The sequence below is a fragment of the Antarctobacter jejuensis genome, from assembly GCF_052266595.1.
Lineage (GTDB): Bacteria > Pseudomonadota > Alphaproteobacteria > Rhodobacterales > Rhodobacteraceae > Antarctobacter > Antarctobacter jejuensis.
In genome coordinates, this window is the sequence record NZ_JBQQXJ010000006.1 from 255,454 (window position 1) to 281,709 (window position 26,256).

Genomic DNA, 26,256 nt, shown 5'->3' on the forward strand with positions numbered 1-26,256 from the left:
CAGATGAAGAGGCTGGTCAAAACAGCCCTCGTCGCACTGGTCCCCCTGATCGGGGGGCCAGTTCTTGCAGAGGAGGAAGCCCGGCTCATCGGCGATGCCGATCGCGGGGCAGAGGTCTTTCGCAAATGCACCGGCTGTCACAACCTCGGCCCGGGTGCTGTCAACCGCGCCGGTCCTCATCTCAACAGCATCTTCGGACGCCGCGCGGGCAGCATCGATGGCTTCGATTATTCCGACGCGATGGACCGCGCCCATGACGATGGGCTGATCTGGGATTACGATCGCCTGGACGCCTATATCGAAAATCCCCGCGCCCTTGTGTCCGGCACGCGCATGTCCTTTCGCGGCATCAAGGACCAACAGGACCGCCACGACGTGCTGGCCTATCTGCGCCAGTTCTCCGCCAGCCCGCAGGACATCCCGGAGGCCGAGCCGACCGCCATCGCGCGCGAGGTCGAACTGCCGCCAGAGATCCTCGCCATCGTCGGTGACGTGGCTTACGGCGAATATCTCGCCTCGGAATGCCTGACCTGTCACAAAAGGGATGGCGCCGATGACGGCATCCCGTCCATCGTGAAATGGCATGAAGAAGACTTCGTCGTCGCCATGCACGCCTACAAGCGCAACCTGCGTCCGCATCCGGTCATGCAGATGATGGCGGGGCGTCTGTCGGACGAGGAAATCGCCGCGCTCGCGGCATATTTTGCCACCATCGACTAGGGAGGGTCAGGTATTCCGCAATTGAGGCAAGCCACCCAAATCGCGAAAGTGACGTTACGGGAACTGACGACCCGTCGCGCAGAGGCTTTTTTATCGCCGACGCGTGGTTTTCAGACCGGGGCTGCACCCCCGGACGATTTGGATGGACCTTATGCGAATGACCTTCGCCTACCGCATTGTCATGTTAGGCGCGATCCTTGCGCTTGCGGCGTCATACGGGCTGTTACCGGCCTGACGACGCGGGCCCGCGCCCCGAAAAGACATTTTCAGACCAACGGACGCTCCGAGGGACACGCTGTTCCCCGGGGCGTTCTACGTTTTGGGGGGGGCACAGCCGGCGTAACCCTCTGAGAAAAACGGGGGCGCCGCGTACAAATACCGTCCAGTAATGAGGAGATGGACATGACATTCAACAGAAGAGCGTTTCTGGGCACCGCCGCGGCGGCGGCCTCGCTTTCGGCACCCATGGTGCAGGCGGCCAGCCACGGCAAGCCGCGCGTTGTGGTGATCGGCGGCGGGGCAGGGGGCGCAACCGCCGCCCGCTACATCGCCAAGGATTCGAAGGGAGAGATCGACGTCACCCTGATCGAGCCTACGCGCACCTATTACACCTGCTTTTTCTCGAACCTCTACATCGGCGGCTTTCGCACGCTGGAAAGCATCGCCCACAGCTATGCCACGTTGGCATCGGAGTACGGCATTAACGTCGTGCATGATTGGGCCGTGGGCGTGGACCGCGACGCCAGGACCGTGGCGCTGGCCGGTGGTGGCAGCGTTCCCTATGACCGCCTCGTGATCTCGCCGGGGATCAACTTTGTCGAAGGCGCAGTGCCCGGCTGGGATCTCTCGACCCAGACCGCCATGCCGCATGCCTACAAGGCGGGCACGCAGACGGCCCTGCTAAAGGCTCAGATCGAATCCATGCCAGAGGGCGGCACCTATGTCATGGTCGCGCCCCCGAACCCTTACCGCTGCCCGCCCGGCCCATATGAGCGGATTTCGATGGTCGCCCATGTGCTGAAGGAAAAGAACCCGACCGCCAAGATCATCATCGCCGACCCGAAAGAGAAATTCTCCAAGCAGGGACTCTTCGAAGAAGGCTGGCAAAAGCATTACGGTGGCATGATCGAACGTCTGGGACCGGAATTTGGCGGCGGCAACGTCTCGGTCAATGCGGACACGATGGAGGTCGATATCGACGGCGAAATCGTCAAGGCCGATGTCTGCAACGTCATTCCGGCGCAAAAGGCGGGCATGATCTGTGCCGCGGCGGGTCTGACCGATGGCAACTGGGCCCCGGTCGACGGCCATACCATGGTGTCGCGCATGGATGAGAACATCCACATCCTCGGCGACGCCACCAATCAGGGGGACATGCCGAAATCCGGCTTTTCCGCCAACAGCCAGGCCAAGGTTGCGGCCATGGCTGTGCGCGGCGCATTGACCGGCAGCCGCATTTTCCCGGCCAAGTACTCCAACACCTGCTGGTCGCTGATCGCCACCGACGACGGCGTCAAGGTCGGCGCGGCCTATGAAGCGACGGATGAAAAGATCGCATCGGTCTCCAGTTTCGTCAGCCAGACGGGAGAGGACGCCGCCATGCGCAAGGCCACCTATGAGGAAAGCATAGGTTGGTACTCTGGCATCACCGCCGACATGTTCGGCTGAACCGGACGCCTTGGCGTTCACACGACGAAAGGGAGATTGACATGATACGCACTGTATTGGCCGCCGGGGCCGTTGCCCTGGCACCTTTGGCGGCGCTCGCCGATGATGGCGTTACGACCTATGCCTTCGATGGGACGTTCGAGGATGCGACCTTTGCCGTTGAAAGCGCGATCGTCGGGCAGGGGCTGGTGATCGACTACGTCAGCCATGTGGGCGACATGCTGAACCGCACGGGCGAAGATGTGGGAAGCGACGTCAAGATCTACGACGCCGCCGACATCTTCATCTTCTGCTCGGCCGTGGTGTCGCGCAGCGTGATGGAGGCCGATCCCATGAACATCGCGCATTGCCCCTATGGCATCTTCGTCACTGACAAGGCGGGGGAGGTTGCCGTGGGATTCCGCAACCTGCCCGATGGCCCGATGCAGGACGTGCAAAGCCTGCTGGACGGCATCGCCCGCGAGGCTGTGGGTGACTGAAAATTAGACGGCCCAGTAAATGCCGGCTCCGGGGATGTCTCCGGGGCCGGCACCCGCGCGGCGCTTCGCCGCCCTTCCTGACGTGGGCGCTTGACGCGCCTTGAAATAGCGCCCTTCCTGCGCCCATGCCCCACGGTCGTCATCACCATCACCACCAAGTCGATCCCGATGCCGGGGACGCCCGCATGGCTGCCGCCGTCGGCGTCAATCTTCTGCTGACAGTCGCACAGGTGGCGGGCGGTATCCTGTCGGGATCGCTCGCCATGATCGCCGACGCGCTGCACAACTTTTCCGACGCCGCCAGCCTGATCATCGCCGCCTGGGCGCGCCGCATCGCGCGCCGTCCGGCGGATTCGGACATGACATTCGGCTACGGCCGGGCAGAGGTGGTGGCCGCGTTGATCAACCTGACCACGCTGATCGTCATTGGCCTGTATCTTGCCTATGAGGCGGTGATGCGCTTCCTGCAGCCGCAGGAGGTCATCGGCTGGCTGGTGATCGTCATCGCGACGGTGGCCCTTGTGATCGACCTCGTGACCGCCGCGCTGACCTATCGGATGGCGCAGGACAGCGTGAACATCCGCGCGGCCTTTCTGCACAACCTCGCCGATGCGATGGGGTCAGTCGCGGTGATCGTCGCGGGCGGGCTGATCTGGGCCTTTGGCTGGTTCTGGGTGGACCCGGCGATCACGCTCCTGATCGCGGGGTACATCCTGTGGATGGCTTGGTCCGAAATCGGCGGCGTGATCCGTATTCTCATGCTGGGCAGCCCGCCGCGCATGGTCCCCGAAAATGTGCTGCGCACCGCCGAGTCGGTTGAGGGCGTCGAGGGGCTGCACCACGCGCACGTGTGGCAGGTGGACGAACATGCCGCCGCCCTGCAGGCGCATCTGGTGATTGCATCGGGTGAATGGCATCGGGCCGATGCCATCAAGGACAGCGTCAAGATCCGCCTGAAAGAGGCCCATGGTCTGACCCATGTAACGCTCGAAATGGAATGCGCGGCGCATGTCTGCACCGACGCGCGCCGGATTGGCTGACAACACCCGACGTCAGGCGAGGCTCATCCCACGCATGTCACCCTGCAGCTTTGGGATCCGCTTTTGAACTTGAAAATCCCGGCTGCCGCATGCGGCCATGCCCGCGCACAGGGCGTCACCACCTGTTCGGCGCCTCCAGCGCTGTGGAGCGGTCAGGTCGAAAGCCAAAATTGCCCATCTTGCACAACTAATCCGAACCGCCGCGGGGCCAAGCCCGTCCGCCGCACAACCTGCGCAATTCTTCGCCGCCCCTTGCAGCCCCCCAAGGGCGATACTAAGACTCAGGTAACTTCTCGGCGTTACGAACAATTGACGACACTTCAGCAGGCAGGCAAGCATGAACGACCCAATCGAGACATACATGAACCTCGTTCCCATGGTGGTCGAACAGACCTCTCGGGGCGAACGCGCATATGACATCTTTTCGCGGCTGCTGAAGGAACGGATCATTTTCGTGAACGGCCCGGTGCATGACGGCATGTCCACGCTCGTCGTGGCGCAGCTGCTGCACCTTGAGGCGGAAAACCCGTCCAAGGAAATCTCCATGTATATCAACAGCCCCGGCGGTGTCGTGACCTCGGGTCTGTCGATCTACGACACGATGCAGTACATCAAACCCAAGGTCTCGACCCTCGTGATCGGGCAGGCGGCCTCGATGGGCTCTCTGCTCCTGACCGCCGGTGCGCCGGGCATGCGCTACTCGCTGCCCAACAGCCGCATCATGGTTCACCAGCCCTCCGGCGGTTATCAGGGTCAGGCGACGGATATCATGATTCACGCCGAAGAGACGCTGAAACTGAAAAGACGGTTGAACGAAATCTACGTGAAACACACCGGCCAGACCTACGAAAACGTCGAAGCCGCGCTGGAACGTGATAATTTCATGGATGCGGAAAAGGCCAAGGAATGGGGCCTGATCGATGAGATTGTGACCTCTCGCGTCTCCGGCGACGAAAAGGGCGACGCGTAATTCATCAGCCCTGCGCCATAGCCGGCGCAGGGCCAATTTTCGGATTGTCGCGTCCCGTGACGTGGCCTAAGCTGTCCGAACACTGGCGATCGGCGGCATTGGTGGGTGCAGGACTGGCCGCCGGCGAAGCAGGAAACCGGGACCGAGCCCGGGAAAGGTGCGACTGATGGCAACGAATTCAGGCGGCGATAGCAAGAACACGCTCTACTGCAGTTTCTGCGGCAAGAGCCAGCACGAGGTGCGCAAGCTGATCGCTGGCCCCACGGTGTTCATCTGTGACGAGTGTGTTGAACTCTGCATGGATATCATCCGTGAGGAAACCAAGGGCGCGGGGCTCAAGGCCTCTGACGGGGTGCCCACCCCGCGCGAAATATGTGAGGTGCTCGACGATTACGTGATTGGTCAGGCAACGGCCAAGCGCGTGCTCTCTGTCGCGGTGCACAACCACTACAAGCGGTTGAACCACGCGCAGAAATCGTCGGATATCGAACTGGCGAAATCCAACATCCTGCTGATCGGCCCCACCGGTTGCGGCAAGACGCTGCTGGCGCAGACGCTGGCGCGCATCCTCGATGTGCCCTTTACCATGGCGGATGCGACCACGCTGACAGAGGCCGGCTATGTCGGTGAGGATGTGGAAAACATCATTCTCAAGCTGTTGCAGGCCAGCGAATACAACGTCGAACGCGCGCAGCGCGGCATCGTCTACATCGACGAGGTCGACAAGATCACGCGCAAGTCTGAAAACCCTTCGATCACCCGCGACGTGTCGGGTGAGGGTGTGCAGCAGGCCCTGCTCAAGCTGATGGAAGGCACCGTTGCCTCCGTTCCGCCGCAGGGCGGGCGCAAGCATCCGCAGCAGGAATTCCTGCAGGTGGACACGACAAACATCCTGTTCATCTGCGGCGGCGCCTTCGCCGGTCTCGACCGCATCATCAAGCAGCGTGGCAAGGGCTCTGCCATGGGCTTCGGTGCGGACGTGCGCGATGACAGCGAACAGGGCGTTGGCGAAACCTTCAAGGAGCTCGAGCCCGAGGATCTGCTGAAATTCGGCCTGATCCCGGAATTTGTCGGTCGTCTGCCGGTCATCGCCACGCTTGAGGATCTGGATGAGGACGCGCTTGTCACCATCCTGACCCAGCCCAAGAACGCGCTGGTCAAGCAGTACCAGCGCCTCTTCGAGATGGAAGACACCAAGCTCGACTTCACCGAAGACGCGCTCTCGGCCATCGCGAAAAAGGCCATTGAACGCAAAACCGGCGCACGCGGCCTGCGTTCCATCCTCGAAGGCATCCTTCTGGACACCATGTTCGAACTGCCGGGCATGGAGGACGTGACAGAGGTGGTGGTGAACGACGAGGCCGTCAACTCGGACGCCAAGCCGCTGATGATCTACGCCGAACCCAAGAAAGAGGGCGCCTCGGCGGGCTGAGATCGAAACAAAAACAATTGCGTAGGGCGGGGTTTACCCCGCCTTTCCTTTGTCTGGAGCACAGGACATGACCATCACCCGCATCTCTTCCGGCAGCCCCTTCGAGGAAAAGATCGGCTATTGCCGCGCCGTCGTCGCGGGCGGCTTTGTCCATGTGGCCGGCACCGTGGGGCAGGGCGATACAGTGCAGGACCAATGCCGCGCCGCGCTCGACACCATTTCTGCGGCGCTGGAAAAGGCGGGCAGCAGTCTCAGTGACGCGGTGCGCGTGACCTATTACCTGCCGGACCGGCGCGAATTCGAACCCTGCTGGCCAATCCTGCACGCGGCCTTCGGGGACAATCCGCCCGCCGCGACGATGGTGGAATGCGGATTGATCGATCCGAAATACCGCATCGAAATCGAACTGACCACGCTCGCCCGCTAAACGACTGGTGGCGCGGCTTCTTTGGGCTGAAAATACCTCGGGGGAGTCCCGCAGGGACGGGGGCAGCGCCCCCTGCTCGGCCGCCATTTGCGCGTGTGTTCCCAAGAGTTGGAGCATCCGCCAACGGTCGAAACTCCTGCCCAAAGCAGGTGCATTTCACAGAGGTTTAATGGGAGAGAGCAGAAGGAAGTTTCTCTTTCCGCTCGGCAATAAAACCGTCACCGTCCCTTGATCTCGACCGAGTAACTCCGCCGCGCGCCGCTGGGGGGCCGAGGGAAGGGGGCGGCGTTGCGGACGACTTGCACAGCGCCCCGATCAAGAGCAGACGACCCCGAACTGCCCGACAGTGAAACCGACACCAGTCCGCCGTTCGCTCCGATCGTGAAAGAGACCACCGCCTTCCCCCGTGCGTTCACATTGGGGCGGCGCGCGCGCGACAGCTTGCGCATGACGACACCGGGATAGTTGCTGGCCGCTGCGTTTCCCGAAGCGGCCTTTCGACCCTCGGTGCCTCTGGTCGCGCTTTTTGACAGGACGCTGCCGGTCGGCGCGCCCGCCCGCGCGTTTCGGTTGGCACCGCCGCTCGCCACCGCCACGGGTTTCGCTTTCGCCTTTGGCCTGGGCTTCGCAGCAGGCTTGTTCGCGGCATCGAACTCCGGCGTTCGCATCCGGGGGCGCAAGGACCGCGTAACCGCTGCATGAACCGGCGCTTGGCCGGTCAGCCGTTCGGTCGTTTCCGGCGCGGCGCTTGCTGGTTCTGCCGGTGCAGGCATCGCCGTTTTGCCGGGAGTTGAAGGCTCCAGCATTTTGGATCGATCCGAAACGCTCGCCGACGGCAAGATCTCCAGCGAAACCGGGGACCTAAGCGATGCATAGACCGCTGCTTTCTCGGCCTGTTCTGGCAATATTGTGGCCTGCAGCCGCAAACCGGTCTCTGGCGTGAGCAGCGCCAAGGGACGGGCCGCGAAATCCGCGCCTATGGACTGGCGGGGGGCAAGAATGGACACCTCTGGGGCGGTGAGGGGTACAGTCCGGTCCGGCTTGTCGGCCACATCTCGGACCTGCTCCGGTTCGACGTGGTCGGGCTCTGCCATTTTGGCGATGTCCGTCGTCGCGTCCGCATCCGTCTTGTCCGAATCCGCCCTCTCAACCGCGTCCCGCGCAGGAACCGGGGCCGCTTTTTCCGGCTCCGCCGTTTCAGTCGTGTCCTCACTCCGTTCAGGTGTGATCCGCCCGGCGGACATATCGGCGAAAGACGTGCCCAGTCGCACCTCCGCGCCGCCAGAGGCGCCTTCGATCTGGGGGGGGGCGGGTTTCGACAGGGTCAGGGCAATGGCCCCATGCGCAACAAGCGCCATCGACAACGTACCGACCTTAACCATCCGGGATGAAACGATCATTGCAGGGCCTTTTCAGTGACGACAAAAACCTTTTCGGCCCCGCCCTCTCTCAGAGTTCGACCGATCCGGACCAGATCTGCGGCCCTCAGGTCCCTGTCAGGAACGATGCGCACCCATGCCCGCGCCTCTGCCGGCAGTTGGGCAAGAAAGGCCGCGACCGAGGCCTGCGGCTCACCGCGCCAGATCATGCGACCGTTTTCATGCACCACAAGCGCATCCGCAGGGGCGGTCCCCTCAAGCTGCGCGGTGCGAACCAGTTTCAGCCCCTTGTCCAAGGGGCGCGCAAGGGTTCCGGCGACAAGGAAAAAGATCAGCATCAGGAAAACGATGTTGATCAGGGCAATGGTGGGTTCCTTGTCCGGTTTCGACCGGTCGACGCGTTTCATCCCGCCTCCAATACAGTGATGCTCAGCCCCTGAATGGCCCGGACCGTGACCAGCAGGTCGGTCAGCCGTTGCGCGGTCACGTCTTCCTGCAGCGCCACGATGACCGGCAGCGCGCCGCTGCCAGCTGGCCTGTGCTCCCCAAGGGCGCGGGGCAGGCCGGTCAGTTCGTGCGGCGTGCCGTTCAGGGTCAACCCGGTCTCTTCGAGGCGCAGAAAGACCGGCGGGCTGGCAGGAAAGGCACCCGTGCCCGCGCCGCCCGCCGTCAGTTCCACCTCGGCGAATTTCGTAAAAGTCGATGAGAGCATGAAAAACAGAAGAAGGAGAAAAATCACGTCGATGAGCGAGGTCATCGACAGCCTGCGCCGTCGTTTGTGCCTACGCATGGACCGGCGTGCCTACGGAATGTCCCGCCCTCTGGCCATGTCCCGAGGGCGCAAGGACGGTGCGCAGCGCCTTTTGCGCCAGCACCCGCTCGGCGTCCATCCGGCCTTCGAACCAGCTCAGGATCAGGGCCGTGGGCATGGCCACCGCAAGCCCCACCGCCGTGGTCAGCAGGGCCACCCAGATGCCGCCCGCCAGAACAGAGGGATCAACCTGCGCACCGGCATCCTGCAGCGCCTGAAAGGCCGAAATCATGCCAAGCACGGTGCCGAATAGACCCAGCAGGGGCGCCAGCTGCGCGACGGAATCCAGCAGCCTCAGCCCGGTTTCCAGACGCGCAAAGCGCGCTTCCGCCTCGGCCTCCAGCCGCTCGGGATCGGTCTGTCCGTCGATGGCCATGGCGACCACGGGGCGCAGATAGCTTCGCGATGCGTCCAGATGCCTGCGGGCGGCGCTGCGGTCGCCCATGTCCAAGGCCTCGACAGCGTCGCGCAGGGCCTTGTGCCGCCCGACACCCGCCGCCGTGAATTGCCACAGCTTGTACAGGATGACCGCCAGAACGAGGACGGAGATCGCGCCCAGCAGAATGACCACCGGACCGCCCAGTTCATAGACACGCTGGACGGCATCCTGAAGCGTGCCGATCATCCGATGATCTCCACCTCTGTGCGGCTGCGCAGTTCCAGCCCCTTGGTGCAGGCGCTCTCGACAAGGGCCTCGCCGCTACAGGTCTCCGCCCCGTTGATCAGCACACGGCTCAGGCTCTGGCAGGACAGGCCGGAGATCACGAATTGGCGCACGCGCGGGCGCGCTGCTGGCAGTTCGCCAAAATCGAACAATGTCATCCGGTTCACGCGCCCATCGCCATCAAACAGGACGGCTTCGAACACGGCCTGAGAAATGTCCGTCGCATGGCCGTTCTGGATGATGAAACTCATCCGACAGGCATCGTCGACGGGTTCCAGCGCGTTGAGTTCTATGGAAACATTCGTTCCCTGCACCTCTTGTGCCTGAACGGCCCCAACAGCCACCGCGATGGCAAGACAGGTTGAAATCAGGGTCTTTGGGAATGCGCACATGGCACCAGCCTCCGATAGTCCGAATCGTTCAATGGCTGGGGACATGGCCCTTGCTGATGGATGGCAACTACCACGCGGCAGACCGGCCCTCAATACCTGATTAAATCAATAAACCATTTGGGCGCGCCGTTTCGCAGATGTGAAAGACCGCTGCGGCAGCCCGAACCGCATGGATGCGTTCAGCATCAAAACCAGCCGCCCATCTCCTTCTGGCGTCCTGGCCGGCGAAACAGCGCGCGTCATCAGTTGGATGTCAGCGACGCACAGGGGTCGTCACGCTCCGTTTCCGGGACGATGCGGATTTCGTCGAAAGGCGTGTCGGTCGGCGCTTTGACAAAGGCGATGGCGTGGGTCGTCACCTTGGGTGCCACCCGCGCGATTTGCGCCGGGATGCCCCAATCGGTGCGCGCGTGGCCGTTTCCCGCGACGATTGCGATCAGCGGCCCGAAGGTTTCCAAGGCCTCCAGCGCCGCGCGGGCAAAGACCGCGTCGCGGTAGCGCTGCACGTCGACCATACCCGCCATCATTTCGATCGGCATCGCCTGGCAATGGGCCTCGAATTGCAGGGTCTCGCGGAGGTCCTGTTGATCCGCTGACAAAGCCACGTCCAGTCCGTACAGCGGCGCATCCGGGCCGAACAAACCGGCGGGGCCATCGGAATAGACCGACCAGATGGTATCGCGCGGCGCGGCGGCACCGATGATCCGGGCCGCGCCCAAGGCGTCAAAGATCGGCGCATAGATCGGGAAATCCCGCCAGCCGCTGGCTGTCCAGGCCTCTTCGATCCGGCTTCGGTCCGCGTCCGCTTTCTGCGCCTCCTCATGGGTCAGCATTTCGAAAACCACTGCGGTGGGTTGCAGATCCGCCAGCGCGGCTGCCTGTCCCAGATGGGCGTCGGGATTGTCATGCACCTCGCCCAGGATGACGATGTCGGGCCCGACATCGGCCAGGGCGGACCCGGCCAGACAGATGATCAGGGCGGCAAGGCGCATGTCAGTCCTCCTCATGCGGACGCTGCGTGTGGCAGGATGTAGGGAATGCCGTTGAGCGGCGGGGCAGAGACCCGCAGCGTGCAGCGATAGGCCCGCGAAAGCGTGTCGTCGGTCAGCACCTCTTCCGGCGTGCCAAAGGCCAGCCGCTGACCTTCGGCCAGCACGGCCACCCGGTCGGCATACAGCGCGGTCAGGTTGAGGTCATGCATCACGGCCACGACGCCCCCGCCTGCCTTGGCAAAGTCGCGCGCGATTTCCATCACCTGCAACTGGTGCGCAATGTCGAGGCTGGACACAGGTTCATCCAATAGCAGCCAGCGCGGCTCACCGTTTTCCACCGGCGCCCAGACCTGCGCCAGAACCCGCGCCAGCATGACACGCTGCGCCTCGCCGCCCGACAGGTCCTGATAGAACCGGTCTGCGTAACGCGCCATTCCCACCCGCGCCAGCGCCTGCAAGGGGACCTCTGGCCGGTCCCCGGCGGTCCCGGATTGCAGCCCGATCCGAACCACTTCGAGCACGGTAAAGGGAAAGGCAAGGCGCGAAGATTGCGTCAGCACAGCGCGCAGCGCCGCAAGCGCCCAGGGTGGTTGATCGGCCACGGGAACACCGTTCAGGCGCACTTGGCCGTCATGCGGAACGGTGCCGTCGATGGCGCCCAGAAGGGTCGATTTCCCGGACCCGTTGGGACCGACGATGGCGGTCAGCTCGCCGGCCCGGGCCTGCAGGCTGACACCCCGCAGGGCCTCGTGCCGGCCATAGCGGACGCGGATGTTTTCGGCTTCAAGTGTCACAGATCGACAAGCCCCCGTCGTTGCAAGAGAATCCATAGGAATACCGGCGCGCCCAGCACGGCGGTGACAATGCCGATGGGCAGTTCCGCCGGGGCAATGATCACGCGGGCAATCACGTCCGCAAGGATCAGCAGGCTCGCCCCCAGTAGCGCAGAGTTCAGCAGCAGCGTCCGGTGATCCGGCCCGGACCAGAGACGCAGCAGATGCGGCACGACGATCCCGATGAAACCGATGCCGCCCGAAACGGCAACCGCCGCCCCCGCCGCCCCCGCGACGGCCAGAACGGCAACGTTCTTCATCCGCTGGACGTTGATGCCGATATGCGCGGCCGTGGCTTCACCCAGCGCCAATCCATTCAACCCGCGCCCCAGCACCAGCGCGGTGCCAATCGCCAACAGGATCAGCGGCCCCGCCGACAGGACCTTGGCCCAGCTTGCGCCTGCCAGCGAGCCCATGCCCCAGAATGTCAGGTCGCGCAGCTGCCGGTCATCCGCGATGTAGACAAGGATCCCCGACAGCGCACCGGACAGCGCCCCAAGGGCGATACCGGCCAGCAGCATGGTCGCGACCGATGTTCTGCCGTGGCGGGTCGACACGCGATACAGCAGTACGGCTGTCCCCCATCCGCCAAGGAAAGCGGCAAAAGGCGTCAGTTGATTGCCCGTCAGGTTCTGAACCCAGTCTGGCAGCATCCCACCCAGAACGATGGCAAGGATCGCGCCAAGCCCCGCCCCGGCGCCAACGCCGACAATGCCCGGATCGGCAAGCGGATTGCGAAACAGCCCCTGCATGGTCGCCCCGGACACGGCCAGCGCCGCCCCGACCAGAATGCCCATGACCAGCCGGGGCAGGCGGATGTCGAACAGGACGACCTGTTCGATCTGGCTCAACTCCTGCCCCGCAACCAGCTTGCCGATCAACGTGGTCAGCGTCACATCCGACGCGCCGCCCTGCAGGCTGGCCAAGGCGCAGAGCAGCAGGAACCCGGCCAGCACCCCATGCAGGACACGGGCGCGCGTCAGACGGTCGCGCCCCGGCGACAGGTTTTCGGAAACCGTAACCATCGGGTCAGCCCGCCTCGCCGTAAAGGGCTGCATTGAGCGTCTCGACCGCCTCCGCCGTCCGAGGGCCAAAGCCCAGCATCAACAATCCGTCCAGCCTGACGATGGACCGGGTCGCTGCGGCCGGGGTCAGCCGGATCGCGGGCATCTCGAACAGGTCCGCATCGGTGCCACCACGGGTCATCATCAGGATGACGTCGGGCGCGGCCAGCCCCACCGCCTCGTCGCTCAATTGCTTGTACCCTTCAAAGGCGTCGATGGCGTTGACGCCCCCGGCCATGCGAATGATCGCATCCGCCGCCGTTCCCGTGCCGGATGCGTTGATCTTGCCGCCTTGGGTTGACAGGACAAACAGCACGCGCTTGCGGTTTTCGGGGGCAACATCAGCGCGCTTCCGGGCGAGGTCCAACGCGGCCCCGACTTCGGCGGCCAGCGTCTCGGCCCGTTCCGGGACGCCAAGCGCGTCGCCGACAATCTCGATCTTGCGAAGGATGCCTTCGGCACCGAAGGCGTCGGGAACCTCGACAAAGGTGACACCCGCCGCGCGGATCACATCCAGCGCTTCGGGCGGGCCTGCCCCTTCTTCCGACAGGATCAGAGCAGGGCCGACCGACAGCACGCCTTCGGGCGAAAGCGCGCGCATGTACCCCACATCCGGCAGGGCGTTCACCTCCGGCGGATAGGTCGAGGTCGTGTCGCGGGCCAGGAGCCGATGTTGCTGACCCAGTGCCACGACGATTTCGGTCACCGATCCGCCGATCGAAAGGATGTCCGCGGCGGCATCCGGCAGGTCCGTCTGCTGGGCCGATACGGCACAGGCCGCAAGAGCGCCGAACACGGCGGTCGAAAGCCTGCCGCACAGGGCGATGCTACGGTTTCGCAGGCGACGGGTCATGCGGTGACCTCTTCAAGTGCGGGCAGGGCCTCGACGATCCGGCCCCATGCGGGGCGCGAGTCGCGGCCTGCCTTGCCGACGCCAAAGACCTGAAAGATGATCCCGCCCTCGGCGTCAAAGGCTTCGACAGAGACCGCCGGGCCACGCTGTGTCGGCTTTTCCACCGCCCAGACCTCGGCCACCTTGTCCAGACGCAGGTGCAGGTTGAACCCCGGGTCCATCACGTTTTGCCAAGGCCCCATCGGGCGCAGCGTTTGGACCGGGCCGGAATGGATCTGGATGCAGCCGCGGTTTCCCACAAAGATCATGACCTCGATCCCGCTCTCCTGCACCGCTTGCAGCATGGCATTGGCGGCTTCGGGCTTGAGCGCGCGGACAAACGGCGCCCCGGCGATGCGATAGGCCCCAAGGCGGTTCATCCTGAGCTTGGCGCAAAGCCGCAGGAATTGGTGCGTGTCGGTCAGACGCGACCATTCCTCGCGCAGGACATCGCGCTTGTCGGTGCGCGGTTTGGGCGGCTCTGTGGGGGTGCGTTCCGCTACCGTCTGACCCTGCGACTGATCTTCTAGCGCCAGGTCGCCCACAACCTGCGCCCATGCGTCATGGTTCGACGCGTCGCGCAGGTGGATCTTGTGAATCGCATCGCCAGCCGCATCAAAAACCTGCAACGAACGGCGCGGTGCCACCCCCGCGTCGCCCGCAACCTCTACCGCGTAGGAATGAACCCAATGCGAGGGAAAGATTCGCAGGTCGATCTCTTCGTTCAGCACCATCGAGGCATGTTGGCCGGAGTGATAGTTGGCGTAGCGGCCCACTTTCTCATGCACGCAGCCCTCGACCCGGGTCAGGGCCATGACCTCTCCCAGCCCTTCGGCGGCGGACATGATCCCGTCCGGATGCGCGGCGATGCGCGTCACGCCCTGACCCACGCGGGCGGCGATCAACTGCGCTTCGGAAATGCCAAGTTGTACGGCAAGGTCGCGGGCGCGGGCCTTCGGGTTGTCCGCTTGTGCTGCGCGAATCTCTTCGGGTGACGGTGCTGTGTGCTGGGTCATTGGGCGTCCTCAGATCATTGGGATAATCCGATGGCTTCGCCCGTTTCTGGCCGCGCGTGGCTCTCGATAGTTACTTGACTATTTTAGTCTGATTATTGTAACGCTGCAAGCCGTCGCGATAAGTTTTATCGCTCTGGCAACAATTTGCCTGCGCCAGCCCTTCGCAAGCCACGGCCAAAACACACCCACACGAAGGACAGCGTAAATGCTCACCAACCTATTGCGCGGGACCACCGCGCTTGTCTGCCTGTCGCTGGCAATGCCCGCGGCGGCGCAGGATACTTCCGGATTCCTAGGCACCTTGATCCTGACCGGCGGCAAAAGAGACCTCAGTTTCGGCACGGCGCTGTCGCGCACCGTGGTCGACGAAGAGGAAATCCAGGACCGGCAGGCCAGCACCGTCGCGCAACTCATCGACTCGGTGCCCGGTGTGACCCTTGTCAACGGCACGACGCCGCAAGGGTCCGGCATCAACATTCGCGGTTTCGGCGCGAACACGACCTATGGCTCGGACCAGAAAATCGCCGTTCTGGTGGATGGCGCGGCTGTCGGGTCAGAGGAACTCTACCGCATTGGCACCCAGCTTTTCACCGATCCCCTGCTTTACAAACAGGCCGAGGTTCTGCGCGGCACCATCGGCAGCTTTGCCTACGGGTCCGGGATCGTCGGCGGTGTGGTCAAGCTGGAAACCAAGGACGCCGGGGACTTTACCGGCGGCGAACTGGGCTTCGGAGGGGCGCAAACCTTTGAATTCAGCTCGAACGGCGGCGGCAAGGTCAGTTCCACCACCCTGGCCTGGCAACCCGCGCAGGGCGCGGAATTCCTGCTGAACTACACCATCCGCGATCAGGGTGACCTGACCGACGGCGACGGCCATACCATCGGCAACAGCGCCTTCCGCACACCGTCGGGGCTGGCAAAGGCCAAGTTCACCTTTGGCGAGGATGACGCGCACGAGCTGACCTTCAGCTATTCCCGGACCGTCGCCGATGACAAGGACGTCCCCTATGACCAGTTCGCCACCACCGGCGGAAACTTCGGCAATGTCGATCGTCTGACCGACACGCGGGCTGCGGTTCTGGATTACCGCTACAACCCGGTCAGCGATTTCGTCGATCTGCGGGTGAACCTCTCCTATGCCGATCAGAAGATCGAATACGATTACGTTCCCGGGTCTTCCCCGCTCGAAGGCACGCCGACCTTTGGCTTCCTCTCCGGGACGGTCAACGCGGATCAGCGCTACCAGACGACCAAGCTGACATTCTCCAACCGGGCGCTGTTCGGCTCGGACATGGTGGGGCATGATCTTCTGGCCGGGGTCGAGTTGATCCGCAAGGAACGCAAGGACAACGCCGCGGCCAGCGCCCCGGGCGGGACCGATCGGCGCTTTGCGCTGTTCCTTGTCGATGAGATCACCATGGGCGCCGTCACCGTGACGCCCGCGCTGCGCTATGAGACTTCAAAGGTCGACAGCGCGACCAGCTTTGGAACCTTCAGGAATGACGCCCTGATGGGGGGGCTGGCGCTGGCCTATGATTTTGGCAACGGCCTCTCTGTCTTTGGCAGCGCCGCCTACACCGAAGGGCTGCCGATCATCGACGATCTGGGCGCATCCGCGGCCTCCATCGCCCGGATGAAGACCTCGGAAAAATCGCACACCTTCGAACTGGGCGCAGAGTATACCGGCGCGGACGTCTTTGCCGCGGGCGACAGTTTCACCATTCGGGGCAACGCCTACGCCACCACGATCTGGGATATCACCAGCTACACCGCTGCCGGGTTCACCTCGACCAATCTGGAACGGATCGAAACCCGTGGTTTCGAACTCGAAGCCTCCTACGGGCACGAGACGGGTATCTACGTCGATGTGGCCTGGCATATAGGGTCGGGGGAAGAGTTCGCACCGGGGGCAGGCGGGACCGTCTGGCGCAACACGGCTGCGGATCGCTTGCAACTGACGCTTGGCAAGAAATGGGACGATGCGCTGGATCTCAGCTGGGAGATGGTGCATTCCGCCGACCGGCGCGATGCGCTTGGGGCCGATCTGCTCGTCGCAACCGTCCACAATCTGCGCGCCACGTGGCGGCCGGACCAGACAGGCTGGCTGGACGAAACAGAGGTCCGCTTCGGGATCGAGAACGTGCTTGACCTCGACTACGTGGGCCACTTGTCCTCGTCAGAGCGCAAGGCGCCGGGCCGGACGTTCAAGGTAAGCCTGACCAAGTCATTCTGAGCCACCAAAACGCGCGCGTATAGCCATGTCCGCACATGGCTATACGCCCAATCGTGCCCCCAAGCGATCTAGCCGCCCGTGGAATACCGCTCTTCCATCTCGTCATAGTGCGCCTTGTTCACCGCGCCCTGACGCACCGCAAAGCTGGCCACCGGGCCGCTTTCGTCCATCCGCTGATCGGTCTTCAGCATCGACAGTGCGTCATGCATCCCCTTCAGCGCACCCTGCAACGCCACGTTGGCATATAGCACAAGGCCAAACCCCATCGCGTCCAGATCGGCAAAGTCGATGATCGGGGTGCGGCCGCCGACCACAAGGTTGATCAGCTGCGGCGTGCCCTTGAGGCGTTCGGGAATGGCGCGGATATCATCCATGTCGGTAGGGGCCTCGACAAAGGTGATGTCGGCACCGTCCTCGATAAAGGCCTCGGCCCGTTCAATGGCCGCGTCGAACCCTTGCGTCGCGCAGGCATCGGTGCGCGCGACAATCAGGAAATTGGGATCCTGCCGCGCATCTGCCGCGGCCTTGATGCGGCTGCGCGCCTCTGCCAGATCAACCACATCCTTGCCCGAGAAATGCCCGCAGCGTTTCGGGTTCACCTGATCCTCAAGCTGGATGGCGCTGGCCCCGGCGCGTTCCAGCGTGCGCACGGTGTGATGCACGTTCAGCGCATTGCCGAAACCTGTATCGGCATCCACCACGATGGGCAGATCGGTCGTGTTTCGGATCGTCGCGGTATGCTGGGCGATCTCGGGAAGCGAGATAAAGCCAAGGTCAGGCATCCCCAGATAGGTGTTGGTCAGACCCGCGCCGGAAATATATAGCGCCTCAAATCCCAATTGGTCGATCACCCGCGCCGCCAGCGCGTTGGCCGCACCGGGCATCAGGACCGCGCCACCTGTGTTCAGCCGTTCACGGAATGCCTTGTTGATCTCGTGAGTCATCATGGGAACGGTCTCCTGAACTGGTGGAATATCGGGTTTGACTAACGGCAGGGGCGGAATGCGTCCAGCATGGCCGCTCGGCGTTCTATCTGACGAAATCAGGCGTTATCCGGCTGACAGGGACCGGGCCAGGCTTTCCAGCAGGGGAATCGCCTTGGCCCGCGCGGTATCGTCGAAACGGCTGGCCAGACCAGAGACGGTCAGCGCGCCGGTCAGCTTGCCATTTGCATCGAACACCGGCGTCGAAATGGAAGAGATATTGGGGTTGGTCTGGCCCACTGAATTGGCGGTGCCGTTCTGGTTCAACTGCCCGATTTCCCCGATACCCTCGCCCGAAAAATACCGCAGCACCAATCCGGACGCCCCGGTCGACAGTTTCAACCGCATCCCTTCCTCAACGTGAAAGCGCAACAGGTTGGGGGAGTTTTCCCTGTATAAACAAACTCTTTCATTGCCCGCCCGCACGTAGAACGACGCGGTCTCTCCGGTTGCTTCGGCAAGGATCTTCAGCGACGGCGCCACATGCTCGCGCTTGGTAAAGTCCCGGCGAAAGATCAGGGCCAGCCGCCAGACGCTGGGACCTACGCTGAAAACGCCCTCCTTGTCGCGCTGGATAAAGCCGAAGATCGTCATCGAATTGGTCAGCCGCAGGATGGTGCTTTTGTGCAGGCCGGTCTCCTCGGCAAGCTCCGCCAGCGTCATGGCCGGTTTCTGCGCCGAAAAGGCGCTGAGGATCGCCATTGCGCGTTCTACGGACTCGGTGCGATTGGCGGCCATGTGCATTCTGTCAGGTGAAACGCTGGTCGCGCCAGCTTGCGGCATCGTTCGCGTGCTGTCTAGTTTTTAGTCAATTCAGGAGGCCCGACATGCAATATCTGGACATCGCCAACACGTCGCTGCGCGCGGTTGACTACTGCGGCCTGCTTGGCCCCGGTTATCGCAGCCTGCCTTATTCGCTGCGCGTTCTGGCCGAAAACGCCGCCCGCCATTCCCAAGGGGGCGCGGCAGTTCAGGACGTTCTGGCCCGCAAGGGAGAGGCCGTGCCCTTCCGGCCAGCGCGGCTCTTGTTGCACGACATGCTGGGCATTCCGGCGCTGATCGACATCATGGCGATGCGCAACCTGCTCGAGGATCAGGGCGGCGACCCGTCCAAGGTAGAGATGAGCCTGCCCGTGGATCTGGCGATCGATCATTCCATGTCGATCAACCACTGGGCCGACCGCTTTGCGCTGGACGCGAATATGGAGCGTGAGTTCGAGGTCAACCGCGAACGCTTTGCCTTTCTCAAGGCCTGCGAGACGCGCTTTCCCCGGTTGCGGGTCATCCCGCCCGGCGGCGGCATCTGTCACCAGATCAACCTTGAATACCTCGGCCAGACGGTGCTGCCGTCGAACGAGGATCCCTCCATCCTGATCCCGGATTCCAGCCTTGGCACCGACAGCCACACCCCGATGATCAACGCGCTGGGCATCATGGGCTGGGGCATCGGCGGGCTGGAGGCCGAGGCGCTGCTGTTTGGCGAAACCTCATTGGTCAACGTGCCGCGCGTCATCGGGCTGGAGGTCACGGGAACGCCGTCGGATGACATCACCGCCACCGATATCGCGCTGGTGGTGGCCGAAAAGCTGCGCGCCGTGGGCGTGGTGGATACCTTTGTCGAGCTGTTCGGCTCCGGCTACAGCGCGCTCAGCGTGGCGGACCGCGCGACCATCGCCAACATGGCGCCGGAATATGGCTCGACCATGGTGTTCTGCCCGGTGGACCAGCGCACCATCGGCTATCTGCGTCAGACGGGCAGGGGCGAACACGTGGCCCGGACCGAGGCCTACTGCCGGGCGCAGAACCTCTGGGTCGACGGCGTCGATAGCGCCATCGAATACGAAGAGGTGATCGAGCTGAACCTCAACCGGATCGGCCGCTCGGTTTCCGGCCCCTCGCGGCCCGAACAGCGCATCGACCTCGCCGCCGCCACAGACCGCCTGAGTTTTGACGGCGAAACGGAACGCCGCGTCCCGGTCGCGGGGCAAAGCCACGACATCGGCGATGGCGACGTGATCATCGCCGCGATCACCAGCTGCACCAACACCGCCAACCCACGCAACATGGTGCTGGCCGGCCTGCTGGCGCGCAACGCGGTCGCCAAGGGGCTGACGGTCAAGCCGCATGTCAAAACCTCGCTGGCTCCCGGCTCTCGGGTTGTGGCGAAATACCTGGCCGACAGCGGGCTGCAAACCTCGCTGGATGCGCTGGGATTCGAGGTCGCGGCCTTCTCCTGTTCCACCTGCAACGGCATGTCCGGCCCCCTGCATCCTGCGCATGAGGCGACGATCAAGGAACATGATATCAAGGGCATCGCCGTCCTGTCAGGCAACCGCAACTTCGCGGGCCGCATCCATCCGCTGGCCTCGCGCAACATGATCGCCTCGCCGCCGCTTGTGGTGGCCTATGCGCTGATGGGCACCGTGCTGAACGACATCACGACACAGCCCCTGGGCCATGGCCAGGATGGCAACCCGGTGATGCTGGACGATCTCTGGCCCTCGGCCGAAGAGGTGGCGCAGATCGTCGAGACGCATGTGACCCCAGAGGCATTCCAGAAGAACTACGCCTCCATCGCCAATGTGAACGACCAGTGGAACGCGCTGGAGGTCGGGACCGACAAATACGACTGGGTGCCGTCGACCTATGTTTCCTTCCCGCCCTTCGTGGCGGACATCGACCCGGTCAACACCGGAATCGCGCCGCTCAAAGGTCTGCGCCCGCTGGTCATTCTGGGCGACAGCGTGACCACCGATCACATCTCGCCCTCCGGAATCATCACGCCGGAATCCGAAGCCGGACAATTCCTGCAAGCCAAAGGGGTGGAACCGCGCGATTTCAACTCTTTCGGCACGCGGCGCGGCTGTTCGGATGTGATCATCCGCTCGACCTTTGCCAACTACCGCCTGCGCAATGAGATGACGCCGGACAAAGAGGGCTCTTGGGCGCGGATCGAACCCGAAGGCGAAATAACCACCGTGTTCAAGGCCATCGAAACCTACCAGGACCGCGGGCAAAAGCTGGTGGTGATCGGGGGCAAGGAATACGGCTGCGGCTCGTCCCGCGACACGGCGGCCAAGGCCCCCTGGCTGGCAGGGATCCGCGCGGTGATCGCCGAAAGCTTTGAGCGTATCCACCGCTCGAACCTTGTGAACATGGGCATCGCGCCGCTGTGTTTCCCCGAAGGTGTCACGCGCAAGACGCTGCGCCTCGACGGGACAGAAACCTACGACATCGCCCTTGCGGACGACCTGACCGGCGCGACCCTGACGATCCATCGCAAGGACGGCAGCACCGACACGACGCCACTGGACCTGCGCCTGTATAACGACGGAGAGCGGGCAACCTTTGCCGAAGGCGGGCTGCTGCCCCGCGCCTTCCGCGGCTTTCTGGGAAGGGCAGCATGATGGCACAGCGTCTCAGAGCAGCCTTCTACCGCGGCGGAACCTCCAAGGCCGTGGTGTTCAACGGCGCCGATCTGCCAGCGGACCGCGCCCTGCGCGACCGCATCTTCCTGCACGTTCTGGGCAGCCCGGATCCCTACGGCCGCCAGCTGGACGGCATGGGCGGCGGGCTGTCCTCTCTGTCCAAGGTGGTGATTGTCGAACCCTCGGCCCGGGATGATGCGGATGTGGACTATACCTTTGTCCAGATCTCGGTGAACGAACCCTTGGCCGACTACGGATCGGCCTGCGGAAACATGTCCTCCTGCGTCGGTCCCTTCGCACTCGAAGAGGGCATGGTCACGGTGGCCAACGACGACGAAGAGGCGCTGGTGCGCATCTTCAACACCAATACCAATCAGATCTACCATGCGCGCTTTGCGGTCAGCGGCGGCCTGCCGGTTGAACAGGGCGATTTCGCCATCGCCGGTGTGTCGGGCACCGGGTCGCGGGTGACGCTGGATTTCCTGTTCCCCGGTGGGGCGGCCACGGGGCAGCTCTTGCCCGGCGGCCACGCGCTGCAAACCGTAGAGGTCGATGGCATCGGCGCGCTGGAGGTGTCCCTGATCGACGCGGCCAATCCGGTGGTCTATTTCCGCGCCGCCGATCTGGGAAAGACCGCGACAGAGTCTCCGCAGGAGCTGGACAGCGATGCCGCCTTCATGGCGCAGGTCGAAAAGATCCGCTGCGCAGGCGCGATTGCGATGGGCATGGCGGCGACGCTGGACACGGTCAAACGCTCCAACCCCAAGGTGGCGATGGCCGCAGGACCACGGGAATTCACCGCGCTGGATGGGCAGACCTATGCCCCCGAAAGCCATGACATCAACATCCGGCTGGTCTCGATGGGCAATTTCCACCGGGCGATCACGCTGACGGGCGGCATGTGCAGCGCCGTTGCCGCGCAGATCGCGGGCAGCCTCATCCAGACCACGGCACAGCCAAAGGGACAGATCCTGCGCATCGGAACACCCTCTGGCGTGCTGCCGGTGACGGCAGAGGTGCGCAGCGGGCCAAACGGGCCAGAGGCGATTTCCGCAGGCACCTTCCGCACTCAGCGGCGGATCATGGAAGGCGCGGTGCTCTACCCCTCGGATTTTCCGGAAGCCGCTGAATGACCCGCGCGCTGGACTTTTTCCCGACCACGGATCTTTGCGACGCGCACCCGGACAAGGCGCGGCCCCTGCTGCTGCCTCTGACGGATTTCGGCGGCAAGCGGCAGTTTTCGGGCCGCATCCGCACAGCGGTGACGATGGAGGACACCAGGCTTGTGCAGGAGGCGCTGTTTTCCACGCCCGGAGAGGGCGGTGTGATCGTGCTGGATGGCGGCGCATCGCTGCGCACGGCGATGCTGGGCGACCGGATGGCGCAGCGGTTAATCGACAACGGCTGGGTCGGGATCGTCATCAACGGCGCGGTGCGCGACAGCGCAGCGCTTGCCGGCATGGACATCGGGATCAAGGCGCTGGGCACAACCGCTGTCAGGTCCGCCAAGGCCGGGATCGGCGCTCTGGATGTGCCGGTGGCCTTTGGCCACCTGCTTTTTGAGACCGGCCAATGCATTTACTGCGATGAAGACGGTGTTCTTGTCGCGGATGTTCCGCTTATACTCTGAGGGCTGAAAAGCCAAAGAGGTCAAAAGACTTCACGCCATTACTACGGGAGGAACCAATGGCACACTTCAAACTTTCACGCCGGGCCTTTGCCCTTGCCACAGCGGCAACCATGTCGCTCGGCACGCCGCTCATGGCCGACGGCCATCAGGTTGTGGACAGCATCCACTTTCTGATCCCGGGCGGCGCGGGCGGCGGCTGGGACGGGACCGCGCGCGGCACCGGCGAGGCGCTGACCAACGCGGGTCTGGTCGGCACCGCCAGCTATGAGAACATGTCGGGCGGCGGCGGCGGCAAGGCCATCGGCTACCTGATCGAAAACGCTGAATCGAACCACGGCACGCTGATGGTCAACTCGACCCCGATCGTGATCCGCTCGCTTACCGGCGTTTTCCCGCAATCGTTCCGTGACCTGACGCTGGTGTCCGGCACCATCGGCGACTACGCCGCATTGGTTGTCGCGGCAGACAGCGACATCCAGAACGTCGAGGGGCTGATTGCCGCCTTCAACGCGGATCCGGGATCCATTGCCGTGGGTGGCGGCTCGGTTCCGGGTGGCATGGACCATCTTGTTGCCGCGATGGTCTGGCAGGCGGCGGACGCCGATCCGATCCAGATGAAATACGTGCCCTACGATGGTGGCGGCGAGACGATGGCGGGCCTGCTGTCGGGTGAGGTTCAGGTGGTGTCCACCGGCTTCTCCGAGGCGGTCGAACTGGCAAAGGCAGGTGAGGTGCGCATCATCGGCGTAACCGCGCCGGAACGCGTCCCCGCCTACGCAGATGCGCCGACAATCGTCGAGCAGGGCTACGACACCACGTTCATCAACTGGCGCGGCTTCTTCGCGGCGCCCGGTCTGCCCGAGGACAAGCTGGCCGCCTATCAGGACGCCATCGCCAAGATGTACGACACCCCCGAATGGGAAACCGTGCGCGCGCGCAACGGCTGGGTCAACATCCACAAGCCCGGCGACGACTTCCGCGGCTTCCTCGAAGACCAGGAAAAGGTCATCGGCGACCTGATGAAGAAGCTCGGCTTCCTCTGATCCGCACCACTGACAGTCAAGAAAGAGGCGCCCGGGACACCCCCGGGCGCAACACTTCAACCCTCCGGAGGGAACGATGGCGATTGATCGCTGGATAGCCTTTGTCATCCTGCTGCTGTGTCTGGCCTATGGGTACACGGCGTTTTTCACCATGGACGGGCTGTTGCCCCCAATCATGAAGCAGCGTCCGATCTGGCCTTCGACCTTCCCCAAGGTGCTTGCGGTGGGGGGCATCCTTTTGTCGCTCAGCGTTGTTCTGGGGCTGGAAAAACCGGCGTCGAAAGAGGGCACCGCCGACATCAACCTGTCGCGCCTGCATGAATACAAACTGGGGCAGGCGTTGTTGCTGCTGGCCCTGATGGTGGCCTACGCGCTGCTGCTGCGGCCGATCGGTTTTCTGGCCGCAACCTTCCTGTTTCTGGCCGGGGGCAGCTTTATCCTTGGCGAACGGCGTTTCGTGCTGATGGCCCTCGTCTCGGGGATCGCGGCGGTCAGCGTCTGGTATCTGGTGGACGCGGTGCTGGGCATCTTCCTCAGCCCCCTGCCTGCAGTCATGAACGGAGCTTGAGATGCTTGAAGGACTCATGACGGGCCTCGCGACGGCCTTTACATTCACCAACATCATGATGGTGATCGGCGGCTGCCTGATCGGCACCTTCATCGGCATGCTACCGGGCCTTGGCCCGATGTCGATCATCGCCATCATGATCCCGATTGCCATCACCATCGGCGATCCCTCCGCCGCGCTGATCCTGCTGGCCGGGGTCTATTACGGCGCGGTCTTCGGCGGCTCGACCTCGTCGATCCTGATCAACGCGCCCGGGGTGGCGTCAACCGTGGCCACCTCGTTCGACGGCTATCCGCTGGCCCGTCAGGGCAAGGCGGGCAAGGCGCTGACCGTCGCGGCGATCTCATCCTTCGCGGGCGGCACCATCGGCGCGGTGCTCCTGATGGTCTTTGCCCCGGCGCTGGCCTCGGTCGCGCTGCTGTTCCACTCGTCGGAATATTTCGCGCTGATGGTCGTGGGCCTGTCGGCCATCGCGGCCTTCGCGGGCACCGGGCAGGTCAGCAAGGCGCTCCTGATGACCTTCCTCGGCCTGATCATGGCCACCGTGGGCGAAGGCGTGCTGTTCAACGCCCCGCGCTTCACCATGGGGATCATGGACCTGCAATCCGGCTTTGGCTTCATCACGCTGGCGATGGCCATGTTTGCCCTGCCGGAGGCGATCTACCTCGTGCTCGATCCCAGCCGGTCCAAGACCGGAGACGGCGAAGACGGCGGCAAGATCACCAACCTCCGCATCACCCGCGAAGAGGGCCGCCAGATCGCCCCGGTCATTGGCCGCCAGTCGCTGCAGGGCTTCTTCATCGGCGTGCTGCCGGGCGCGGGGGCGACCATTGCCTCCTTCCTCGGCTATGCGGTCGAACGCAACATCGCCTCGAAGGAAGAGCAGGAACAATTCGGCAAAGGCTCGATCAAGGGCATCGCCGCCCCGGAAAGCGCCAACAACGCCGCCTGCACCGGCTCTTTCGTGCCGCTTCTGACGCTGGGCATTCCGGGATCCGGCACCACGGCCATCCTGCTGGGCGCGCTGATCGCGCTGAACGTCAGCCCCGGCCCGCGCCTGATGGTGGACGAGCCAGAGATCTTCTGGGCGGTCATCATCTCGATGTACCTCGGCAACCTGGTGCTGCTGATCCTGAACCTGCCGCTGATCCCCTACATCGCCAAGGTGCTGGCGGTGCCACGCAACTACCTGATCCCCTTCATCCTCTTCTTCACGCTGATGGGGGCCTATATCGGGCAGAACAACGCGACAGAGCTGCTGCTCCTCGTCGGCTTCGGGGTCTGCGCGACGCTCCTGCGCTTTGCCGATTACCCGCTTGCGCCCTTGCTGATCGGCTTCATCCTCGGGCCGCTGTTGGAAAACAACTTCTCCCGCGCGATGCAGCTCTATGACGGTGTCAGCTTTATCTGGGAACGCCCGATGACCCTTGGCCTGCTGGTTCTGGCGCTGATCCTCGTGGTCCTGCCCAGCTATCGCAAGCGTCGGGCGCGCCTCCGCGCCAGGGGCGTGGCCGACGGCGATTGAGCCCGCAACCTAACACCTGAGCCGGGCAGCGTCAGTGCATGGCGCTGCCCGGTTGCCGTTTCAAACA

At 63.7% G+C, this 26,256-nt stretch carries 26 protein-coding genes; 14 read left to right on the forward strand and 12 right to left on the reverse strand.

All coding sequences use genetic code 11. From position 1 onward, the window contains the following. The first annotated feature begins 3 nt into the window (after positions 1-3). From ACTXGA_RS11120 to ACTXGA_RS11150, 7 genes are all read left to right on the forward strand, one after another. Positions 4-720: a c-type cytochrome gene (locus ACTXGA_RS11120; RefSeq protein WP_443393599.1), complete on the forward strand. Its 717-nt coding sequence runs from the start codon at positions 4-6 to the stop codon at positions 718-720. Between the two features lie 402 nt (positions 721-1,122). Next, positions 1,123-2,388 (forward strand): FCSD flavin-binding domain-containing protein, encoded by a 1,266-nt coding sequence (locus ACTXGA_RS11125; RefSeq protein WP_443393601.1) that lies wholly within the window; start codon positions 1,123-1,125, stop codon positions 2,386-2,388. 41 nt (positions 2,389-2,429) lie between these two features. Then, complete coding sequence (locus tag ACTXGA_RS11130) at positions 2,430-2,867, forward strand: DUF302 domain-containing protein (RefSeq protein WP_443393602.1); 438 nt, start codon at positions 2,430-2,432, stop codon at positions 2,865-2,867. A gap of 125 nt (positions 2,868-2,992) precedes the next feature. After that, a complete protein-coding gene (locus ACTXGA_RS11135) occupies positions 2,993-3,907 on the forward strand; it encodes a cation diffusion facilitator family transporter (protein ID WP_443393604.1) in 915 nt (304 codons plus the stop codon). Between the two features lie 337 nt (positions 3,908-4,244). Further along, positions 4,245-4,877, forward strand: a complete 633-nt coding sequence (locus ACTXGA_RS11140; protein WP_443393606.1) for an ATP-dependent Clp protease proteolytic subunit — start codon at positions 4,245-4,247, stop codon at positions 4,875-4,877. 166 nt (positions 4,878-5,043) lie between these two features. Next, positions 5,044-6,309, forward strand: coding sequence for an ATP-dependent Clp protease ATP-binding subunit ClpX (clpX, locus tag ACTXGA_RS11145; RefSeq protein ID WP_443393608.1), 1,266 nt, complete (start codon positions 5,044-5,046; stop codon positions 6,307-6,309). A gap of 67 nt (positions 6,310-6,376) precedes the next feature. Next, positions 6,377-6,736, forward strand: coding sequence for a RidA family protein (locus ACTXGA_RS11150; protein ID WP_443393610.1), 360 nt, complete (start codon positions 6,377-6,379; stop codon positions 6,734-6,736). A gap of 218 nt (positions 6,737-6,954) precedes the next feature. On the opposite strand, the gene ACTXGA_RS11155 is transcribed toward ACTXGA_RS11150, so the two are convergent. The 10 genes from ACTXGA_RS11155 to ACTXGA_RS11200 all read right to left on the reverse strand — a co-directional run bounded on the left by ACTXGA_RS11155 (position 6,955) and on the right by ACTXGA_RS11200 (position 14,779). Next, the gene (locus ACTXGA_RS11155) at positions 6,955-8,136 is read right to left on the reverse strand and encodes an energy transducer TonB family protein (protein ID WP_443393612.1); all 1,182 of its coding nucleotides are present in this window, start codon (positions 8,134-8,136) and stop codon (positions 6,955-6,957) included. Continuing rightward, positions 8,133-8,522, reverse strand: a complete 390-nt coding sequence (locus ACTXGA_RS11160; protein ID WP_443393614.1) for an ExbD/TolR family protein — start codon at positions 8,520-8,522, stop codon at positions 8,133-8,135. The genes ACTXGA_RS11155 and ACTXGA_RS11160 overlap by 4 nt, the downstream gene beginning before the upstream one ends. Further along, positions 8,519-8,905 carry a biopolymer transporter ExbD gene (locus ACTXGA_RS11165; protein WP_443393616.1) on the reverse strand — a complete coding sequence of 129 codons (387 nt, stop codon included), beginning with the start codon at positions 8,903-8,905 and terminating at the stop codon, positions 8,519-8,521. Before ACTXGA_RS11165 ends, ACTXGA_RS11160 begins: the two co-directional genes overlap by 4 nt. Next, positions 8,898-9,551 carry a MotA/TolQ/ExbB proton channel family protein gene (locus ACTXGA_RS11170; RefSeq protein ID WP_443393618.1) on the reverse strand — a complete coding sequence of 218 codons (654 nt, stop codon included), beginning with the start codon at positions 9,549-9,551 and terminating at the stop codon, positions 8,898-8,900. The genes ACTXGA_RS11165 and ACTXGA_RS11170 overlap by 8 nt, the downstream gene beginning before the upstream one ends. After that, positions 9,548-9,982 carry a hypothetical protein gene (locus tag ACTXGA_RS11175; RefSeq protein WP_443393620.1) on the reverse strand — a complete coding sequence of 145 codons (435 nt, stop codon included), beginning with the start codon at positions 9,980-9,982 and terminating at the stop codon, positions 9,548-9,550. The genes ACTXGA_RS11170 and ACTXGA_RS11175 overlap by 4 nt, the downstream gene beginning before the upstream one ends. Before the next feature lie 242 nt (positions 9,983-10,224). After that, positions 10,225-10,974 (reverse strand): ChaN family lipoprotein, encoded by a 750-nt coding sequence (locus ACTXGA_RS11180; RefSeq protein WP_443393622.1) that lies wholly within the window; start codon positions 10,972-10,974, stop codon positions 10,225-10,227. Positions 10,975-10,985: 11 nt separating this feature from the next. Further along, complete coding sequence (locus tag ACTXGA_RS11185) at positions 10,986-11,768, reverse strand: heme ABC transporter ATP-binding protein (protein ID WP_443393623.1); 783 nt, start codon at positions 11,766-11,768, stop codon at positions 10,986-10,988. Beyond that, positions 11,765-12,832, reverse strand: coding sequence for a FecCD family ABC transporter permease (locus ACTXGA_RS11190; RefSeq protein ID WP_443393625.1), 1,068 nt, complete (start codon positions 12,830-12,832; stop codon positions 11,765-11,767). Before ACTXGA_RS11190 ends, ACTXGA_RS11185 begins: the two co-directional genes overlap by 4 nt. Positions 12,833-12,836: 4 nt before the next feature. After that, on the reverse strand, positions 12,837-13,724 hold the full coding sequence (locus tag ACTXGA_RS11195; protein ID WP_443393627.1) for a heme/hemin ABC transporter substrate-binding protein: 888 nt from the start codon (positions 13,722-13,724) through the stop codon (positions 12,837-12,839). Continuing rightward, positions 13,721-14,779 carry a hemin-degrading factor gene (locus tag ACTXGA_RS11200; protein WP_443393629.1) on the reverse strand — a complete coding sequence of 353 codons (1,059 nt, stop codon included), beginning with the start codon at positions 14,777-14,779 and terminating at the stop codon, positions 13,721-13,723. Before ACTXGA_RS11200 ends, ACTXGA_RS11195 begins: the two co-directional genes overlap by 4 nt. A gap of 205 nt (positions 14,780-14,984) precedes the next feature. On the opposite strand from ACTXGA_RS11200, the gene ACTXGA_RS11205 reads away from it, so the two are divergent. Continuing rightward, on the forward strand, positions 14,985-17,012 hold the full coding sequence (locus ACTXGA_RS11205) for a TonB-dependent receptor domain-containing protein (protein ID WP_443393631.1): 2,028 nt from the start codon (positions 14,985-14,987) through the stop codon (positions 17,010-17,012). A gap of 68 nt (positions 17,013-17,080) precedes the next feature. Here the strand turns inward: ACTXGA_RS11205 and ACTXGA_RS11210 are convergent, their stop codons facing one another. Both ACTXGA_RS11210 and ACTXGA_RS11215 read right to left on the reverse strand, forming a co-directional pair. Further along, positions 17,081-17,959 (reverse strand): isocitrate lyase/PEP mutase family protein, encoded by an 879-nt coding sequence (locus ACTXGA_RS11210; RefSeq protein ID WP_443393633.1) that lies wholly within the window; start codon positions 17,957-17,959, stop codon positions 17,081-17,083. 102 nt (positions 17,960-18,061) lie between these two features. Further along, positions 18,062-18,733 carry an IclR family transcriptional regulator gene (locus tag ACTXGA_RS11215; RefSeq protein ID WP_443393634.1) on the reverse strand — a complete coding sequence of 224 codons (672 nt, stop codon included), beginning with the start codon at positions 18,731-18,733 and terminating at the stop codon, positions 18,062-18,064. A gap of 89 nt (positions 18,734-18,822) precedes the next feature. On the opposite strand from ACTXGA_RS11215, the gene acnA reads away from it, so the two are divergent. The 6 genes from acnA (at position 18,823) to ACTXGA_RS11245 (ending at position 26,189) form a co-directional block, all read left to right on the forward strand. After that, on the forward strand, positions 18,823-21,402 hold the full coding sequence (gene acnA, locus ACTXGA_RS11220) for an aconitate hydratase AcnA (protein WP_443393635.1): 2,580 nt from the start codon (positions 18,823-18,825) through the stop codon (positions 21,400-21,402). Continuing rightward, positions 21,399-22,556, forward strand: coding sequence for a PrpF domain-containing protein (locus ACTXGA_RS11225; RefSeq protein ID WP_443393637.1), 1,158 nt, complete (start codon positions 21,399-21,401; stop codon positions 22,554-22,556). The genes acnA and ACTXGA_RS11225 overlap by 4 nt, the downstream gene beginning before the upstream one ends. Continuing rightward, entirely contained in the window at positions 22,553-23,053 is a 501-nt protein-coding gene (gene rraA, locus ACTXGA_RS11230) for a ribonuclease E activity regulator RraA (RefSeq protein ID WP_443393639.1), read from the forward strand. The genes ACTXGA_RS11225 and rraA overlap by 4 nt, the downstream gene beginning before the upstream one ends. 56 nt (positions 23,054-23,109) lie before the next feature. Next, positions 23,110-24,096, forward strand: a complete 987-nt coding sequence (locus ACTXGA_RS11235; protein WP_443393641.1) for a tripartite tricarboxylate transporter substrate binding protein — start codon at positions 23,110-23,112, stop codon at positions 24,094-24,096. Between the two features lie 76 nt (positions 24,097-24,172). Next, positions 24,173-24,664, forward strand: coding sequence for a tripartite tricarboxylate transporter TctB family protein (locus ACTXGA_RS11240; RefSeq protein ID WP_443393643.1), 492 nt, complete (start codon positions 24,173-24,175; stop codon positions 24,662-24,664). 1 nt (position 24,665) lies between these two features. After that, complete coding sequence (locus tag ACTXGA_RS11245) at positions 24,666-26,189, forward strand: tripartite tricarboxylate transporter permease (RefSeq protein ID WP_443393645.1); 1,524 nt, start codon at positions 24,666-24,668, stop codon at positions 26,187-26,189. Positions 26,190-26,256 lie beyond the last annotated feature (67 nt).

Coding starts and splice junctions, on each gene's coding strand:
- ACTXGA_RS11120 (WP_443393599.1), top strand. CDS start 4: ATGAAGAGGCTGGTCAAAACAGCCCTCGTCGCACTGGTCCCCCTGATC.
- ACTXGA_RS11125 (WP_443393601.1), top strand. CDS start 1,123: ATGACATTCAACAGAAGAGCGTTTCTGGGCACCGCCGCGGCGGCGGCC.
- ACTXGA_RS11130 (WP_443393602.1), top strand. CDS start 2,430: ATGATACGCACTGTATTGGCCGCCGGGGCCGTTGCCCTGGCACCTTTG.
- ACTXGA_RS11135 (WP_443393604.1), top strand. CDS start 2,993: ATGCCCCACGGTCGTCATCACCATCACCACCAAGTCGATCCCGATGCC.
- ACTXGA_RS11140 (WP_443393606.1), top strand. CDS start 4,245: ATGAACGACCCAATCGAGACATACATGAACCTCGTTCCCATGGTGGTC.
- clpX (WP_443393608.1), top strand. CDS start 5,044: ATGGCAACGAATTCAGGCGGCGATAGCAAGAACACGCTCTACTGCAGT.
- ACTXGA_RS11150 (WP_443393610.1), top strand. CDS start 6,377: ATGACCATCACCCGCATCTCTTCCGGCAGCCCCTTCGAGGAAAAGATC.
- ACTXGA_RS11155 (WP_443393612.1), bottom strand. CDS start 8,136: ATGATCGTTTCATCCCGGATGGTTAAGGTCGGTACGTTGTCGATGGCG.
- ACTXGA_RS11160 (WP_443393614.1), bottom strand. CDS start 8,522: ATGAAACGCGTCGACCGGTCGAAACCGGACAAGGAACCCACCATTGCC.
- ACTXGA_RS11165 (WP_443393616.1), bottom strand. CDS start 8,905: ATGCGTAGGCACAAACGACGGCGCAGGCTGTCGATGACCTCGCTCATC.
- ACTXGA_RS11170 (WP_443393618.1), bottom strand. CDS start 9,551: ATGATCGGCACGCTTCAGGATGCCGTCCAGCGTGTCTATGAACTGGGC.
- ACTXGA_RS11175 (WP_443393620.1), bottom strand. CDS start 9,982: ATGTGCGCATTCCCAAAGACCCTGATTTCAACCTGTCTTGCCATCGCG.
- ACTXGA_RS11180 (WP_443393622.1), bottom strand. CDS start 10,974: ATGCGCCTTGCCGCCCTGATCATCTGTCTGGCCGGGTCCGCCCTGGCC.
- ACTXGA_RS11190 (WP_443393625.1), bottom strand. CDS start 12,832: ATGGTTACGGTTTCCGAAAACCTGTCGCCGGGGCGCGACCGTCTGACG.
- ACTXGA_RS11195 (WP_443393627.1), bottom strand. CDS start 13,724: ATGACCCGTCGCCTGCGAAACCGTAGCATCGCCCTGTGCGGCAGGCTT.
- ACTXGA_RS11200 (WP_443393629.1), bottom strand. CDS start 14,779: ATGACCCAGCACACAGCACCGTCACCCGAAGAGATTCGCGCAGCACAA.
- ACTXGA_RS11205 (WP_443393631.1), top strand. CDS start 14,985: ATGCTCACCAACCTATTGCGCGGGACCACCGCGCTTGTCTGCCTGTCG.
- ACTXGA_RS11210 (WP_443393633.1), bottom strand. CDS start 17,959: ATGATGACTCACGAGATCAACAAGGCATTCCGTGAACGGCTGAACACA.
- ACTXGA_RS11215 (WP_443393634.1), bottom strand. CDS start 18,733: ATGGCCGCCAATCGCACCGAGTCCGTAGAACGCGCAATGGCGATCCTC.
- acnA (WP_443393635.1), top strand. CDS start 18,823: ATGCAATATCTGGACATCGCCAACACGTCGCTGCGCGCGGTTGACTAC.
- ACTXGA_RS11225 (WP_443393637.1), top strand. CDS start 21,399: ATGATGGCACAGCGTCTCAGAGCAGCCTTCTACCGCGGCGGAACCTCC.
- rraA (WP_443393639.1), top strand. CDS start 22,553: ATGACCCGCGCGCTGGACTTTTTCCCGACCACGGATCTTTGCGACGCG.
- ACTXGA_RS11235 (WP_443393641.1), top strand. CDS start 23,110: ATGGCACACTTCAAACTTTCACGCCGGGCCTTTGCCCTTGCCACAGCG.
- ACTXGA_RS11240 (WP_443393643.1), top strand. CDS start 24,173: ATGGCGATTGATCGCTGGATAGCCTTTGTCATCCTGCTGCTGTGTCTG.
- ACTXGA_RS11245 (WP_443393645.1), top strand. CDS start 24,666: ATGCTTGAAGGACTCATGACGGGCCTCGCGACGGCCTTTACATTCACC.